Below are 15,605 nucleotides of genomic sequence, written 5' to 3'. Positions count from 1 at the left end.
AATGTTATAACTGAATTGATTTAAAAAGTGAAATTTGAGCAGTATAAAACTTTTCCTTTTCTATCTTTGATTTAAAATCTTATATAATGATTTCTAAAAGAGTATTTTTTGTTTTAGTTTTTCTAGTGTCGATTGCAGCAAAAGCATCTTTTATTTTGTTGCCGATGGACGAAAATACGCAACAAAACCACCTGAAAGCGTATGGAATTACTTTTTGGTGTTTAGAAAAAAAGTTTAAAGCCAGTTGGTTACTCAACTACCGTGGTGGTTCTTTTCTATTGCCTGATGCTCCAGAAATTCGTAAGGAATGCCAAATTAGAGGGGTGAGTTTTGAAGTTCTTTCAGACAGTGAAGAAGCGAGGATTTTAGATGAAATATCGAGCCCATCTCAAAACATGGAAACGGTGATCCTCGAGAAAGCACCTAGAATTGCCGTTTATACACCTAAAGGAAAACAACTTTGGGATGATGCCGTAACACTCGTTTTAACCTATGCCGAAATTCCATTTACACCCATATACGATGAAGAAGTCCTAAGCGACCAATTAGTGCTTTATGACTGGTTGCATTTACATCATGAAGATTTTACGGGACAATACGGGAAGTTTTTTGGCGCCTACAGAAATGTACCTTGGTATATTGAGGATAAGAAAGAGGCAGAGGAGTTAGCATCCAAATTAGGTTTTGCAAAAGTTTCAGAGGAAAAAGGAGCTGTAGCAAAAAAAATAAGAAATTTTGTTGTTGGAGGAGGGTTCATGTTTGCTATGTGTTCCGCTACAGACAGTTTTGATATTGCTTTGGCAGCTGATGGAGTAGATATTTGTGAACCGATGTTTGATGGAGACCCAAGTGATGCCAATTATCAGTCTAGCATGAATTATGGGAATACTTTTGCTTTTAAAGATTTTATTTTAGAAAGAAAACCGGATAAATATGAATTTTCAGATATTGATATGACGGAGAAACGGCGTATTCCAATGGATAAAGATTATTTTACCTTAATGGAGTTTTCCGCTAAATGGGATCCTATTCCAAGTATGCTGTGTCAAAATCATACCCAACTTGTAAAGGGTTTTATGGGACAGACTACTTCTTTTGATGCTGCGCTGATTAAATCAAATGTTTTAATTATGGGTAGTTGTGAATTGAATGGGGAAGCGCGTTACATTCATGGTGAAAAAGGAAAGGGAATGTTTACCTTTTATGGCGGGCATGATCCAGAAGATTTTCAGCATCAGGTGGGGGAAGCACCAACAGTTTTGGATTTACACCCTAATTCTCCGGGATACCGCTTAATTTTAAATAATGTATTGTTTCCTGCTGCCAGAAAGAAAAAACAAAAGACCTAACTTTGACCGCTTTCTAAAACTAGTATTACATTATGGATTACGCATCAATTTTACAAGAGATACAACAAGAGTCAAATGGGTTTCCCACTAAAGGAAATGTGACTTTAACCATACCGGAATTAGCTAAGGTGAGCCCAAATAAGTTTGGGATTCATTTGACTACAATCGAAGGAGGCGATTTTGGCATTGGAGACAGCAATGAAAAATTTTCTATTCAGAGTATTTCAAAAGCATTAACTGTGGCTTTGGCCTTTTCTTTTTTAGATGAAAAAATATGGGAAAGAGTGGGTGTTGAACCTTCAGGAACTGCTTTTAATTCTTTGGTTCAATTAGAACATGAAAAAGGTATCCCGAGAAATCCATTTATTAATGCGGGAGCAATTGTCATAGCTGATATGTTAGTTTCCTGTTTAAAAAATCCCAAAGATGATTTTCTAGCCTATATAAGGTTGATTTCTGGAAGTCCAACAATTGAATATAATTTGGATGTAGCCCAATCGGAGAAAGACACCCGTTTTAGAAATGCCGCTTTGGCTAATTTCTTAAAGTCATTTGGAAATATTGAAAATGATGTTGACGTTGTTTTGGATTTCTATTTTCATCAATGTTCGATTGAAATGACTTGCAATGAACTGGCACATTCTTTTTACTTTTTTGCCAATGAAGGGAAAACTAAAGAAGGAAAACAAATTTTGACACAGAGTCAAGTAAAAAGATTAAATGCTTTGATGCAGACCTGCGGATTTTATGATGAGTCAGGTGAGTTTACGTATAAAGTAGGATTGCCAGGTAAAAGTGGAATTGGCGGTGGTATTGTCGCGTTATTTCCAAAAGTTTTTGTGGTAGCTACATGGTCTCCTAAATTAAATATGAAAGGTAATTCAGAATTGGGAATGCATGCCTTGGAACTACTCACTAATAAGACTGGAATGTCGATTTTTTAGCAAAAAAAAAGCTACTGTTTCCAGTAGCTTTTGTGTTTATATAAAAAAATTAAACGCTACCATATTCATTTTCTTTGTCCAAATATTCTTGTACAATTTCGATAGCATTAGTAACTACATCGCTTAAGGCAGTAATAAAACTTCCTTCTTCAGCACAATTGATGGCATGTCTGATAGCTTCTGTTTCTTTTGGGATGATTTCGTAAGTCACATTTTTACCTGAAGCAGAAATTCCTTCTAATATTAGATCAATTATTTCATTTTCAGTTCTTCCTCTCAAATATTTTTCTTGTCGAATGATGATATGATCAAACATTCTGGCTGCAATAGTAGCACATTCTCGAATGTCTTCATCACGACGATCTCCAACACCCGCAATAATTCCAATTTTTTTGGTAGCGTCTACACTTTGTAAGTACTCTTCAACACCTTTGTATCCAGAAGCATTATGAGCAAAATCAATCAAGACTTTGAATTTTTTGAATTCAAAAATATTCATACGTCCTGGGGTTTGAGCAGCACTAGGAATAAAAGTCTGTAATGACAAACTAATATCTTCCGTTTTGAATCCCCATAAATAACTGGCTAAGGTTGCTGCAAGAACATTTGCAATCATGAATTTAGCCTTCCCACCAAGTGTTAAAGGAACATGAGTGGCACGTTCGATTCTGATTTTCCACTCTCCTTTTTTGACAGTGATAAAACCATTCTCGTAGACGGCAACTGTTTTTCCTTCAGCGCTTAATTTCTTGATGAACGGATTTTCTTCATCTAAACTGAAGTAAGCCACATTACAGTTCAAATCAGCACCTAATTTTATACAATGTTCATCATCTCCATTCAAAATTGCCCAACCGTCTTTCTTGATGCTTTTTACAACAGTAGCTTTAACTCTTGCCAAATCATCCAAAGAGTGTATATCACTTATTCCCAAATGGTCTTCTTGAATATTGGTTATAATCCCAATATCACAAATACTGAAACCTAGACCAGAACGCAATATTCCTCCTCTAGCAGTTTCTAAAACGGCAAACTCAACGGTAGGATCTCTTAATACATATTGTGCACTTAAAGGTCCAGTAGTGTCTCCTTTTTCCATCATGTGATTTTGAATATAAATTCCATCAGAAGTAGTGAAACCTACTTTGTAGCCATTGTTTTTTACAATATGTGCTAGTAATCGTGTAGTGGTTGTTTTACCATTAGTACCGGTTACAGCGATAATTGGAATTCGGCATGATTTTCCTGGAGGATAGAGCATATCAATAACAGGAGCTGCTACATTTCTAGGTAGACCTTCAGAAGGCGCAAGATGCATTCTAAAACCTGGGGCTGCATTTACTTCAAGAATAACACCACCATTCTCTTTCAAAGGTTGCGTTAAATTCTCGGCCATAATATCCACACCACAAATGTCTAATCCAATTACTCTTGAAATTCTTTCGGCTAGAAATATGTTTTCTGGATGCATCATATCTGTTACATCTACAGAGGTGCCACCTGTACTTAGGTTAGCGGTAGATTTCAAAAACACAATCTCACCTGATCTTGGAATTGTTTCTAAAGTATAGTTTAGTTTTTCAAGTAGGTCTTCGGTATCTCTGTCAACATCAATCTGTGTTAAAACATTTTCATGTCCATAACCTCTTCTTGGATCTAGGTTTTCAACGTCAATCAATTCTTGGATTGAATTTTTACTATTTCCTATTACGTGAGCAGGTACTCGTTTTGCTGCAGCTACTAATTTATTGTCAATTACTAAGATTCTAAAATCAAAACCAGTAATGAATTTTTCAACGATAATACGCTTGCTGTATCCTTTGGCGAAAGCCAAACCAGAAACAGCATCTTCCCAATTAGTAACATTGATTGAAGCCCCTTTACCATGGTTTCCATCAAGCGGTTTAAGGACAATAGGGTAGCCAATTTTATTTATGGTCTCTGCCAAATCTTCTTCATCTACACAAATACTTCCGCTGGCTACAGGAATAGAAGCCATATCGAGCATTTTTTTTGTCAGTTCTTTGTTGCAAGCCATATCTACAGCTATACTACTAGTCTTGCAAGTGATGGTCGCTTGAAAACGCATTTGGTTTATCCCATGACCCAATTGTACTAATGAATTAGTTCCTAATCTTATCCAGGGGATATTTCTCGAAACGGCTTCTTCCACGATACTTCCAGTACTTGGTCCTAAACGAACACGTTCCCTGATTTCTCGCATTTTTTGTAAGTCACTTTCTAGGTCATATTCAGTTCCCGCGATTAATGCTTCAGCAATTGCAACAGCAGATTCTGCAGCAAAAAGTCCGACATTCTCTTCTGTGTAGCTGAAAACAACATTATAAGTCCCAAGGGTTTTGGTTTCACGAGTTCTTCCAAATCCAGTCTCCATACCGGCTAATGTTTGTATTTCAAGTGCGATATGTTCAATTACATGCCCCATCCAAGTACCACGTTCCACTCTGGAAAAAAAACCGCCTCGACAACCTTCCGAACAACGATGTTCAATCATTGTAGGAAACATTGCTTCTATTCTTTCTTTAAATCCTTCTATCTTATTTGTTGGAAACTGTTCCATTTCCTCCAAATCCAATCGCATTTGGATTAATTTTTTTCTTTGGATGCTCCAAATATTTGGTCCACGAAGTGCTTGTACTTTTATTATTTTCATAAAAATGGAAGGGTTATTTTAGTTGAAACAAATTACTTTTAGTAAACTCTATTCTATCTTGTTTCTATTAAAGAATATATTGCTACCAATATAATGGTTTTTAAATATGAAACAAAATTTATGTACTGTTAATTAACAGTTGTAGTGCGTTTATAATTTTAAAAATAAACAGACTAGTTCAATAGCTCCTTTTTTTATTTTGTTTATTTTTGCCGCATGAATATAATAGGAAAATTGATAATAATAGGAGGTGCAGTAGACAAAGGAAGTTTTACTGAAACCGATTTAGATAAAAATAGCGCCAGTAATTTAAATTTTTTTGAAACTGGAATTCTTAAAAGAATAATCAGCGAATCAAAACATAAAGAGAATTCACGTATTGAGGTCGTTACTACGGCATCAAATATTCCAAAAGAAATTGGTCCTGAATATGTAAAAGCTTTTTCTTATTTAGATGCGAAGAACATAGACGTTCTTTATATTGAGAAACGAGAAGAAGCGGCAGATCCTGCTGTTTTGACACGCTTAAAAGCAGCCGATATTGTAATATTTACGGGAGGAGATCAATTGCGTTTGACTTCAATTCTTGGAGGAACACCATTTCATGATATCTTATTGGATAAATACCATAACGAGGAGTTTGTTTATGCTGGAACATCTGCTGGAGCAGCAGCAGCTTCTAACAGTATGATCTATCAAGGAAGTAGCTCAGAAGCTTTATTGAAAGGTGAAGTGAAAATCACAAGCGGACTCGGTTTAATCGATGGAGTTGTTATTGATACCCACTTCGTAAGAAGGGGTAGAATAGGTCGCTTGTTTCAAACTGTAGTCAGTAATCCAAGAGTTCTTGGAATTGGATTGGGAGAAGATACAGGTTTGTTAATAACGAATAATAACGAGATGGAAGCGATTGGTTCCGGATTAGTTATTTTAGTTGATGGACGCGATATAAAAGATACGAATCTGACTCAGGTAGAATTGGGACAACCTATTTCGATAAATAATTTGGTGGTTCACGTGATGAGTATGAATGATACTTATAACATTGGTACACATAAAATGCAAATTCATACTTCATAATATAACTAATGTAAGTTGAGGGCGGACGAATGCCAGCACAATGCTGATGTTATGTTTATAAAATAGCTATGTCACACTACTGAATTTACAATCTGAAATCAAAAATTAATGAAACTAATTATACACGGTGGTTTTTTCTCTGAATCTTCAACAAGTAATGAGACAAAAATAGCCAAACAAGGCGCTTTAGAACAAATAGTTAAAGATTCGTATGATTATCTAAAGTCGCACTCAGCTTTGGAAACAGTTGTTTTTGCAGTTTCACTTTTAGAAGACAATGAATTGTTTAATGCAGGCATTGGGTCCCAAATACAAAGTGACGGAAAAATCAGGATGAGTGCTGCAATAATGGATGGGGAAACCCAAAAGATGAGCGGTGTTATTAATATCGAAGAAGTAAAAAATCCAGTTCAAGTTGCCCAAATATTAATGGGATACGACGATCGCGTTTTAGGTGGGAGTGGTGCGACAAAATTTGCAAGGAAAAATGGTTTTGAAGCATTTTCAACCGAAATTCCACAACGTCGTGCAGAGCATGAAGAAAAAGTAAAATCATTAGGTACAGGAACCGTAGGTTGTGTTGCTTTTGACCAATATGGAAAAATAGCAGTTGCCACTTCTACCGGAGGTAAAGGATTTGAAGTTCCCGGTAGAATCTCTGATTCTGCAACTGTCGCGGGGAATTATGCTAATGCTTTCTGTGGAGTGAGTCTAACAGGAGTAGGTGAGGACATCATGAGTAATGCCACAGCTACTAAAATCGTAACCCGTGTTACTGATGGTTTTTCTTTAGAAGAAGCTTTTGCTAAAACCTTTAACGAACTAAAGCCGTATGATGGCTTTGCCGGTGCGATAGCTATTGATAATAAGGGGAATGTCTACCACCAGGATTCTCATCCGTCTATGGTTTTTGCAAGTTTCGACGGCGATACATTTGAAGTGTTCGAATAATTAATTTAGCAAAAATTCAAACCAGATAGGGATATGGTCTGATATTTTCCTCGCTTCTTTCAGCGAGTTGAAGTTTTTATAAAAAGAAATAACCCCTGAGTTTGTACTTTTAATCTTGGAGGTTTTGTAATACATATTGTCAAATTCAGAAGCAAGGCAGTTGTTATTCTTACATTTTTGTTTTAAAGATGTCTTTTGACCAACCAATATAGGTTGATATCCCATTTTTCTCAAAGGATTAAAAACCGTATGTGATTGCGGACAATTAAAGTCGCCAACAAATATTAAGTTTAGAGTAGGGTATTCATCAGGCAGGTACTTAAAATATTTTATTTCGGTTTCTGGCTGCATTTTTTTTGTTATAGCATGAAAATTCACAACGGTAAATTGTTTTTCCTGATATTCGAATGTGGCCAAATAAGGCTCCCTATCAATTTCTAAATGGTATTTTTTTTCTAACCATGCGGTGCCAATTAATTTAAGTTTTGCGGTTTTCCACATATAAGCATAACGCTCCGTTTTATAGGCACTACTACTTGTAGGATCACTAATTATATAATTCCATTTGGTACCCTTACGGTTCAGTTCGTCTGCCAGTTTTGCAACGGCTTGGGCACCGCCATAACCCGCTACTACTTCTTGGATTGCAATTACATCATAATCTCGCACTGTCTGAGCTATATCGGCAATTTCTAGTTGAGATTTTGATTGTCCTAAATTTTCAATATTCCAGGAGAGTAATTTGGTTTGGGAGTAAAGTAAAGTGTAAAAAAGAAGTAGGAATACTAAGAGAATGCGTTTCATTTATTTGGGAAAAACTAAGATTGAATTGGCTGCAACCTAGTCATTTATTTTAAAACAATTGCTGTTAAACCTTTATTTATAATGGAAAAAAGAAGCAGGTATAGCTGAAATAGAAGATGTCAATAACACTGAGCTAAATACTTATTGGATGAGTAAAAATTACTTGAGTTTTAGGTTGTATTGATAACCTTCTGCATCCGTGGCCAATAATCTGTTTATTCCGTTCCATTCCACGACAATTTCAATGTTTTCAGCATCTTTCTTGACAAGGGTACCAAGACCAATTTTTCCTTCAATATTTATGTTTCCATGAACGTTGTTTCCGTTTTCATCAGTACCTGTTACTTGTTGCGCGTATTTACCAAGTTCTGAAGGTTCTATTTCTTTCTTAACTTCAAAAGTGGAATGATTGATTGTTTGTGGCGATTTGATGGGGTTTTTACAAGAGCCCAAGACTAGAAATAAGCAATAAAAGGATATTTGTATGTTACTTATACTGGTCATCTTGTTTTTTTTCAAAAGTACAATGAGATAAATGGATTTCTTTACGGTAAACCTCATTGCGGGCTAATTTTTCTTCGATTTGAAGTAATAGGTTGCGCCTAATGTATTAACTATCTTTTATATAGATTGATATTATTCGGCGCAGGTGTTAATTATTTTTGCTTTAATTTTAGTTATCTTTTTGATTTGCTTTTCTGTGAGAATATTTCTGTTGCTTGCCGTATTAAGCCGATCATTTAACGCTTCCCATTTTACTCTCATATACGGATATAGTGCTCGTGATACTTCATTTCCTTTCTGCGCTTTTTTATAATGTTTAATGTATTCCTTTACATAATTCTTATAATCAGCAAGTTGTTTACCCCATTTGTTATCAATGAAATCTTCATTGCTTTTTATGGTAATATCCAGTATTTCTTCTTCATTATGAATTTGCATGATTTGATTATTTAAATGAAACATTCCGTGAATTTTAAGTCAATACAAATTTAATTGCAATACAAGAGATAACCTTACGGGAAACCGTAAAGCAGAAAATTAATAGGTAAATTGTATAAAATAAGATTATGAACTTAAATGATTTAGCTTTTCTATTTGGATTAAATCGGAGGGTAATTTTATACTAATCCCAAGTCTTTTGATATCGAGATAAGGTGCACATTGTTATTAGCTTTAAAGTAAATTTTAAGTTTGTTGATTCGTTTCTCAATACTGCTGCTGCCATTTGGTACTATGCCAGAGTTTTTAAGTGATAAAGAAATTTCGTCTATGATAAACCCTTTCGATAATAGTTTTAATAAAGTGATGTCATATGCTTCGATTTCTAGCAATGACTTATCTCTCAAAACATGAGACCATTCTTCAGATAGGGTTTTCTCATCCTCGGAATAAATACTTTGAATTGCCTTCTGGAGTTGAGGGATGCTATCTCTGCCCTTTGGCACATAGGCGTTAATTCCTAGGTCGTTAAAAAGAGATTTTATTCTATAGGATTTATCTTCAATTGAAAAGACAATGGTTTTAATATCTGGTTGTATTTTTTTTACAGATTCAATAAGTTCGTCTCCGCTAGTCAGTTTATTTGTTCTATGGTCAATTTTGAACGAAAGATCACTAATCAGTAGGTCATACGGATCCTCATCATGAAGGGCCTTTTTTATTTTTAGTAAAGCATCATCACAATATTTGGCATGATGAATCTCTGTAATGGATAGCTCTTTTAATGCTTGCTCAACTGTGATGCTGATGCTATCCAAATCTTCGGCTATTAATATTTTTTTAAACATGAAGTCAGCTATTAGGAAGGGAAAGTGATTTGTACTTTAAACCCTTTGTCAGATTTAGTATCAAAAGTAACGGTTCCTTTTATAGCATGAATACGGTTTTCCACATTTTTGAGCCCATTTTTTAAATTTATTTTATTAAAAGGGACGCCAACGCCATTGTCAGTGTAATTGAGGTGGATCTTGTTTTCGTTTAAATTGAAAGATAGCACGACCAAACTACTATTACTATGTTTTTTCATGTTGACCAGCAGTTCCTGCAATACCCGATAAAGAGTTATTTTTTTGGTTTTTTCGATGGTTGGCCAATTGACTGAATCCAAACCGTTTGTTATAATTTGTGTTGTGTCTGTGTTAAAACCAGATATCATTTCTTTTAAATTAGATAAAAAATAAGTTCCCGTTTCAACAATGCTATTTTCTTTAGAAATGTTTCTTGTTCTTGAATAGATGGTGTCTAAGTTGTTAAGTAGTATTTCTTTATTTTGACTAGTGGACAAGTCTTGTGTTTCAGCAAATGCCATAGCTTGAAATACATCATTCGCCAGTTCATCATGTAATTTTTTTGAGATTCTTATTTCTGTGTCATAAGATGTTTTAACTTTCTCTCTTTTACTTTTTGCAATTAGATAGTAATATGAAAAACCTGCTATGGCTATTATAATTACTACAATAAAGTATAATAATAGTGTTTTGTTTTTTTGTAATTCTAATTGAAGAGCATTTTCTGCTTTTTGTGTTTTCAGTTTTAGATTCTCATCCTTTTCTTTAGTGGAGTCGTACTTGATTTTGGCAAACTGATTTTTAGCTTTTTGCCTTATTTTATTAATGCTGTCATTGATATGAAGGTATATTAATGAATATTCTTTTGATTTATTTCCAGAACTGTTTTGGATTAATAGTTCTAAACATTCCAAACGATCATCTACACTATTTAGTTTGGTTGCTTTTTCATAGCCTAAGTTGGCATAATGAGTGGCTAAATTCAGATTGTTTTTTTTATAAAATTGGGAAAGATGATAATAACTTCCAATTAGTCCTCGTTCATTCTTTTCTTGCGCTCTAATTTTTACAGATTGATATAGGTAATCAATTGCTTTTGCATTTCCTGTTTGACTATAGCAATAGCCTAAATTGTCAAGTACTCTTGAGTATGCTTCTGGATCCTCTATAAAATCTTTTTTTAAGGTTAGAGGTGAAAGAATTTTTATTGCATCTTGGTATTTGTTTTGTGCCATATAGGTTAAGGCAATATTATTTTTCATACCTGCCTTTTCAATTGGATCAGTTTTTAAAAGTAATGCTTTATTGAAATAATAAAGGGCGTTATCAAAGTACAATGTGCATAAATAATTATTACCAAGTTGATTATAGATGTTCCATTTCCCATTGGGATATTTATCGGTATTTTCTATAAAAGGGAGTGCCTCTACAGCTGTGGCTTCGCTCCCTACGTAGTCACCTTGATGTCTTTGTATTTGTGCCATCCAACTTAAGGAATTAATAATTCTTGAAGTATCGTTTTTTATTTCGGCGGCATTTTTTGCTTTGTTGAAATAATAATAAGCGCTATCAGTTTCTTCATCTTGAAAATGTTTGTAACCGTTTGCTAATAGTTTATTTATTACAGTGAAGTCTTTTGTCTTGGTTATGTCCTTTTTTGATTTTTTACCACATGAGGATTGGAACACAAGAAGTATAGTCAATACGAATATATGAATAGGGAAATACAGTCTTCTTGTGGTGTTCATAGTACGAATTTACTCAATTAGATTCGATAATTAAAGTTCTATTTTGAATTCATTTATGAGTTAGTTAGTGAAGTTTATCAAAAACAAAAAACCCCAATCTTTCGATTGAGGTTTTTATATAAGTAAGTAATCTAAATGGAGTTTATAAAACGTTTATTTTACTTTATTAAGTACAGCTTTGAAAGCTTCAGGGTGGTTCATCGCTAAATCTGCAAGAACTTTTCTGTTCAATTCGATTCCGTTAGCTTTTACTTTTCCCATGAATTGTGAATAAGACATTCCTTCTAATCTAGCTCCAGCGTTGATACGTTGAATCCATAAAGCACGGAAATTTCTTTTGTTCACTTTTCTATCACGGTAAGCGTAGCACATTGCTTTCTCTACCGCATTCTTAGCTACTGTCCAAACGTTTTTACGTCTACCAAAGTATCCTTTGGCTAGCTTCATTATTTTTTTTCTTCTTGCTCTTTTTGCAACTGAATTTACCGATCTTGGCATAATTTTATTGTTTTTTTTGTAGCAGGCGTCCCGAATTAAATCAAGAGAACTTAAAGGCCATACTCCAAGGTTATTTTAAATTGTTTTAACCTAAAGACTATTTAGTCAAAAGTTTTTAATGTCGAATGTCGAAAGTCTTGAAGACTTTTGACTTTGCAACTTTAAGACTTTATTAAATAATTCTTAATTGTTGTTTGATGCTTTTCATATCTGATTTGTGAACTAGCGCTGAATGTGTCAAAGCTAATTTACGTTTTTTAGATTTTTTAGTCAAGATGTGACTTTTAAAAGCATGCTTTCTTTTAATCTTTCCAGAACCAGTAACTTTAAAACGTTTCTTGGCGCTAGATTTGGTTTTCATTTTAGGCATTTTTTCCTAGTGTTTTAATTTATTCTTACTTACTTATCTTTATACTGAATTTGCTTCAGTATCTTATTTTGATTCAAGTATGATGTTTCAAGTTCAAAGTTATACAACTGAATACTCGATACTGCAAACTGAGTATTATTTTTTCTTCTTGGGAGCAATGAACATAATCATTCTCTTCCCTTCAAGAACTGGCATAGCTTCCACTTTACCAAATTCTTCTAAGTCCGTAGCTAATCTCAATAATAAGATTTGACCTTGATCCTTATAAATGATTGAACGTCCTTTAAAGAAAACAAACGCTTTCAATTTAGCACCCTCTTTCAAGAACTTTTCAGCGTTCTTTCTCTTAAATTCATAATCATGCTCATCTGTTTGAGGACCAAAACGAATTTCCTTAACGACTACTTGAGTAGATTTCGCTTTTAGAATCTTATCACGTTTCTTTTGCTCGTAAACAAATTTCTTGTAATCCATGATTTTACAAACCGGTGGCTCCGCATTAGGCGAAATCTCAACTAGATCTAATTCAAATTGATCCGCTAATCTTAGGGCTTCAGAAAGTTTAAAAACTCCTGGCTCAATGTTTTCACCTACAAGACGTACTTCTTGTACACCACGAATAAGATTGTTTATTCTATGGGCATCCTTTTTTTCTACGCGAGGTTGATAACCTCTGTTGCTTCTTATTGCTATGACTTTATAATTTAAGTTAAACTGTAAATACTTTTAATGTCTTTTTGATTTCTTCGTCTACTATTGCAGCAAACTCTTCTATCGTAACGCTGATGTTGCCTTTTCCTTCCTGTCCATGGCGACGGATAGAAATAGTACCGTTTTTCTCTTCTTCCTCGCCTACAATCAGCATAAACGGGATTTTTTGCATTTCAGCGTCTCTAATTTTCTTACCTATTGTCTCGCTTCTGTTGTCTACGAGGGCGCGAATTTCGTGATTTTCTAGCAAATCTAAAACTTTTTTCGCATATATTTCATATTTCTCACTCAAAGACAATATAATAGCCTGTTCAGGCATTAACCAGAGTGGGAAATTTCCTGCAGTATGTTCCAGCAAGATCGCTATGAACCTTTCCATTGAACCAAAAGGAGCTCTATGGATCATGACAGGTCTATGTAATTCGTTATCAGATCCTTTATAAGTCAAATCAAAACGTTCCGGTAGGTTGTAATCTACTTGAATTGTACCTAATTGCCATTGCCTTCCTAAAGCATCTTTTACCATGAAATCTAACTTAGGGCCATAGAATGCAGCTTCGCCATATTCGATAACGGTAGTCAGTCCTTTGTCTGCGGCGGCATTGATAATAGCATTCTCTGCTTTTTCCCAGTTTTCATCACTTCCAATGTACTTTTCTCTGTCCTCTTTATCTCTCAAAGATATTTGAGCAGTAAAGTTCTCAAAGCCTAAAGATCCAAATACATAAAGAACTAGATCAATTACTTTTTTAAACTCTTCATCCAATTGTTCCGGAGTACAAAAGATATGTGCATCATCCTGAGTAAACCCACGTACACGTGTCAAGCCATGAAGTTCACCGCTTTGTTCGTATCTGTAAACAGTTCCAAATTCAGCATATCGTTTTGGTAAATCTTTATATGACCAAGGTCTTACATTGTATATTTCGCAGTGATGAGGGCAGTTCATCGGTTTTAATAAAAATTCTTCTCCTTCATGCGGAGTAGATATTGGCTGAAAGCTGTCAGCTCCATATTTAGCATAATGACCAGAAGTTACATAAAGCTCTTTGTGTCCTATGTGAGGTGTTACTACTTGCTCATAACCTGCTTTTTTCTGTGCTTTTTTCAAGAACTGCTCTAATCTTTCTCTTAGTGCAGCTCCTTTGGGTAGCCACAATGGTAGGCCTGCGCCTACTTTTTGTGAAAAAGCAAACAATTCAAGTTCCTTTCCTAGCTTTCTATGATCGCGACGTTTTGCCTCTTCAAGTAAAAGTAAGTACTCAGTTAATTCTTTTTGTTTTGGGAATGAAGTCCCATAAACGCGTGTTAGTTGTTTGTTTTTTTCATCACCTCTCCAGTAAGCACCAGCAACGCTCATGATTTTCATTGCTTTGATGATACCTGTATTTGGGATATGTCCTCCACGGCATAAATCGGTAAAGGTATCATGATCACAAAATGTAATCGTTCCGTCCTCAAGATTGGTAATCATCTCGGTTTTGTAAACGTTGTCTTTGTATAATTCTAGTGCGTCTGTTTTAGAAACAGGCCGAAGTTTGAATTCGTGTTTTCCTCTTGAGATCTCAAGAACGCGGTCTTCAATTTTCTTAAAGTCAGCCTCCGTTATTTTGTGATCTTCAAAATCTACATCATAATAGAAACCATTAGCAATCGCTGGTCCAAGCGTTAGTTTGATACCAGGATACATTTCCTCAAGAACCTGAGCCATGACATGTGAAGTCGAATGCCAAAAAGCTTTCTTCCCATTTTCGTCATTCCATGTATATAATATAAGACTGCCATCCGTCGTCAAAGGCGTGGATGTTTCCACTGTTGTACCATTAAAAGAAGCCGAAATTACATTTCTGGCAAATCCTTCGCTAATGCTTTTAGCAACATCCATCGGAGTTACGCCTGAAGCGAACTCTTTAACTGACCCATCGGGCAAAGTAATCTTAATCATTGTTTGTTAATTTAAGAATGCAAATATAGGCCATTACAAAAACACAAACAATAGATAGCTAAGGTTTGTTCTATATATAGGAGTAAAAACAAATAGTTTAATGTTTGCTACTGTAATAAAGAAGGGAGAGTTTGATTTGAGGAGCTGTTTCCCGCTATTCGCTACAATCTACATCGCCGATTTTTGGCTCAGTAGGATTTCCACTGCTATCGGGGCTAGGGGAGTAGTGTTTTATTGGTTGTTTTGTATTTTTTATAATGTAAAACATAATAATATGTTTTGCTATAAAACTATTTACTTAGATAAGTGTTCTTCAAGCTACTTGGATAAGCTCTCATTTTTCTTCGGTAGGGCTTAGGCAGTTCGATTTGGTCTGGAATTTATTATGTTAGGTTGTTAATCTAGTGTAGGCTAGTTAAATCTGCATCGACAAACGGTTTTTTTCCTGTGGAGAGGGTAGGACTGGAGATTATGTGTTGAATAAAGGTAGTAAATTTGACATTGCGGTCTGTTATCAATTGAAAAACTTGCGGGGCGCTTGGGTTAAATGCTGATAATTCCTACTTTTAACTAATAGCGTCAAAAAGTAATATTTTCAAATGATAGATTTCCAGCTACTTAAAAATAAAGCTTCGAAAATAGTAAGAAAAGGTGATTTAAAGTATTGTTTAAAGATATAAAGAGTGTACTTTTGCACCCGCAACAACGAATAAGTTCTTTACATCCTGGTAAGCAAATGAA

General features: G+C 34.8%; 14 protein-coding genes. 4 read left to right on the top strand and 10 right to left on the bottom strand.

Features of this window, described 5'->3' with window-relative positions; translation table 11 throughout:
* Window positions 1-86: 86 nt before the first annotated feature.
* Together AAC069_RS12690 and AAC069_RS12685 are read left to right on the top strand one after the other, a co-directional pair.
* Complete coding sequence (locus AAC069_RS12690; protein ID WP_339920834.1) at window positions 87-1,349, top strand: asparagine synthetase B; 1,263 nt, start codon at window positions 87-89, stop codon at window positions 1,347-1,349.
* A gap of 32 nt (window positions 1,350-1,381) precedes the next feature.
* The gene (locus AAC069_RS12685; protein ID WP_339920833.1) at window positions 1,382-2,293 is read left to right on the top strand and encodes a glutaminase; all 912 of its coding nucleotides are present in this window, start codon (window positions 1,382-1,384) and stop codon (window positions 2,291-2,293) included.
* A gap of 49 nt (window positions 2,294-2,342) precedes the next feature.
* Here AAC069_RS12685 and cphA read toward each other — a convergent pair whose 3' ends face one another.
* Window positions 2,343-4,967 carry a cyanophycin synthetase gene (gene cphA / locus AAC069_RS12680; protein WP_339920832.1) on the bottom strand — a complete coding sequence of 875 codons (2,625 nt, stop codon included), beginning with the start codon at window positions 4,965-4,967 and terminating at the stop codon, window positions 2,343-2,345.
* A gap of 216 nt (window positions 4,968-5,183) precedes the next feature.
* Here cphA and AAC069_RS12675 point away from each other — a divergent pair, with 216 nt between their 5' ends.
* Together AAC069_RS12675 and AAC069_RS12670 are read left to right on the top strand one after the other, a co-directional pair.
* Window positions 5,184-6,047 (top strand): cyanophycinase, encoded by an 864-nt coding sequence (locus tag AAC069_RS12675; RefSeq protein WP_339920831.1) that lies wholly within the window; start codon window positions 5,184-5,186, stop codon window positions 6,045-6,047.
* Window positions 6,048-6,155: 108 nt separating this feature from the next.
* The gene (locus tag AAC069_RS12670) at window positions 6,156-6,998 is read left to right on the top strand and encodes an isoaspartyl peptidase/L-asparaginase (protein ID WP_339920830.1); all 843 of its coding nucleotides are present in this window, start codon (window positions 6,156-6,158) and stop codon (window positions 6,996-6,998) included.
* On the opposite strand, the gene AAC069_RS12665 is transcribed toward AAC069_RS12670, so the two are convergent.
* The 9 genes from AAC069_RS12665 to thrS all read right to left on the bottom strand — a co-directional run bounded on the left by AAC069_RS12665 (window position 6,999) and on the right by thrS (window position 14,864).
* The gene (locus AAC069_RS12665; protein WP_339920829.1) at window positions 6,999-7,802 is read right to left on the bottom strand and encodes an endonuclease/exonuclease/phosphatase family protein; all 804 of its coding nucleotides are present in this window, start codon (window positions 7,800-7,802) and stop codon (window positions 6,999-7,001) included. It lies immediately after the preceding gene.
* 159 nt (window positions 7,803-7,961) lie between these two features.
* Window positions 7,962-8,306, bottom strand: a complete 345-nt coding sequence (locus tag AAC069_RS12660) for a hypothetical protein (protein WP_339920828.1) — start codon at window positions 8,304-8,306, stop codon at window positions 7,962-7,964.
* Window positions 8,307-8,438: 132 nt separating this feature from the next.
* Window positions 8,439-8,768, bottom strand: a complete 330-nt coding sequence (locus AAC069_RS12655) for a hypothetical protein (RefSeq protein WP_339920827.1) — start codon at window positions 8,766-8,768, stop codon at window positions 8,439-8,441.
* Between the two features lie 155 nt (window positions 8,769-8,923).
* Entirely contained in the window at window positions 8,924-9,592 is a 669-nt protein-coding gene (locus AAC069_RS12650) for a response regulator (protein ID WP_339920826.1), read from the bottom strand.
* A gap of 11 nt (window positions 9,593-9,603) precedes the next feature.
* Window positions 9,604-11,340, bottom strand: coding sequence for an ATP-binding protein (locus AAC069_RS12645; protein ID WP_339920825.1), 1,737 nt, complete (start codon window positions 11,338-11,340; stop codon window positions 9,604-9,606).
* 153 nt (window positions 11,341-11,493) lie between these two features.
* Entirely contained in the window at window positions 11,494-11,838 is a 345-nt protein-coding gene (rplT, locus tag AAC069_RS12640; protein ID WP_016990536.1) for a 50S ribosomal protein L20, read from the bottom strand.
* 172 nt (window positions 11,839-12,010) lie between these two features.
* Window positions 12,011-12,208, bottom strand: coding sequence for a 50S ribosomal protein L35 (gene rpmI / locus AAC069_RS12635; protein WP_007136182.1), 198 nt, complete (start codon window positions 12,206-12,208; stop codon window positions 12,011-12,013).
* A gap of 135 nt (window positions 12,209-12,343) precedes the next feature.
* Window positions 12,344-12,895, bottom strand: coding sequence for a translation initiation factor IF-3 (gene infC, locus AAC069_RS12630; protein ID WP_073211540.1), 552 nt, complete (start codon window positions 12,893-12,895; stop codon window positions 12,344-12,346).
* 22 nt (window positions 12,896-12,917) lie between these two features.
* The gene (gene thrS / locus AAC069_RS12625; protein WP_339920824.1) at window positions 12,918-14,864 is read right to left on the bottom strand and encodes a threonine--tRNA ligase; all 1,947 of its coding nucleotides are present in this window, start codon (window positions 14,862-14,864) and stop codon (window positions 12,918-12,920) included.
* Window positions 14,865-15,605: the final 741 nt, after the last annotated feature.

The organism is uncultured Flavobacterium sp., from assembly GCF_963974175.1.
Taxonomy (GTDB): domain Bacteria; phylum Bacteroidota; class Bacteroidia; order Flavobacteriales; family Flavobacteriaceae; genus Flavobacterium.
The sequence above is the reverse complement of the archived record's forward strand: the minus strand, read 5'-3'. Positions and strand labels throughout refer to the sequence as shown.

Bases quoted from the DNA above. Each gene is read 5' to 3' on its own strand.
- AAC069_RS12690 (WP_339920834.1), top strand. From the start codon at position 87: ATGATTTCTAAAAGAGTATTTTTTGTTTTAGTTTTTCTAGTGTCGATT.
- AAC069_RS12685 (WP_339920833.1), top strand. From the start codon at position 1,382: ATGGATTACGCATCAATTTTACAAGAGATACAACAAGAGTCAAATGGG.
- cphA (WP_339920832.1), bottom strand. From the start codon at position 4,967: ATGAAAATAATAAAAGTACAAGCACTTCGTGGACCAAATATTTGGAGC.
- AAC069_RS12675 (WP_339920831.1), top strand. From the start codon at position 5,184: ATGAATATAATAGGAAAATTGATAATAATAGGAGGTGCAGTAGACAAA.
- AAC069_RS12670 (WP_339920830.1), top strand. From the start codon at position 6,156: ATGAAACTAATTATACACGGTGGTTTTTTCTCTGAATCTTCAACAAGT.
- AAC069_RS12665 (WP_339920829.1), bottom strand. From the start codon at position 7,802: ATGAAACGCATTCTCTTAGTATTCCTACTTCTTTTTTACACTTTACTT.
- AAC069_RS12660 (WP_339920828.1), bottom strand. From the start codon at position 8,306: ATGACCAGTATAAGTAACATACAAATATCCTTTTATTGCTTATTTCTA.
- AAC069_RS12655 (WP_339920827.1), bottom strand. From the start codon at position 8,768: ATGTTTCATTTAAATAATCAAATCATGCAAATTCATAATGAAGAAGAA.
- AAC069_RS12650 (WP_339920826.1), bottom strand. From the start codon at position 9,592: ATGTTTAAAAAAATATTAATAGCCGAAGATTTGGATAGCATCAGCATC.
- AAC069_RS12645 (WP_339920825.1), bottom strand. From the start codon at position 11,340: ATGAACACCACAAGAAGACTGTATTTCCCTATTCATATATTCGTATTG.
- rplT (WP_016990536.1), bottom strand. From the start codon at position 11,838: ATGCCAAGATCGGTAAATTCAGTTGCAAAAAGAGCAAGAAGAAAAAAA.
- rpmI (WP_007136182.1), bottom strand. From the start codon at position 12,208: ATGCCTAAAATGAAAACCAAATCTAGCGCCAAGAAACGTTTTAAAGTT.
- thrS (WP_339920824.1), bottom strand. From the start codon at position 14,864: ATGATTAAGATTACTTTGCCCGATGGGTCAGTTAAAGAGTTCGCTTCA.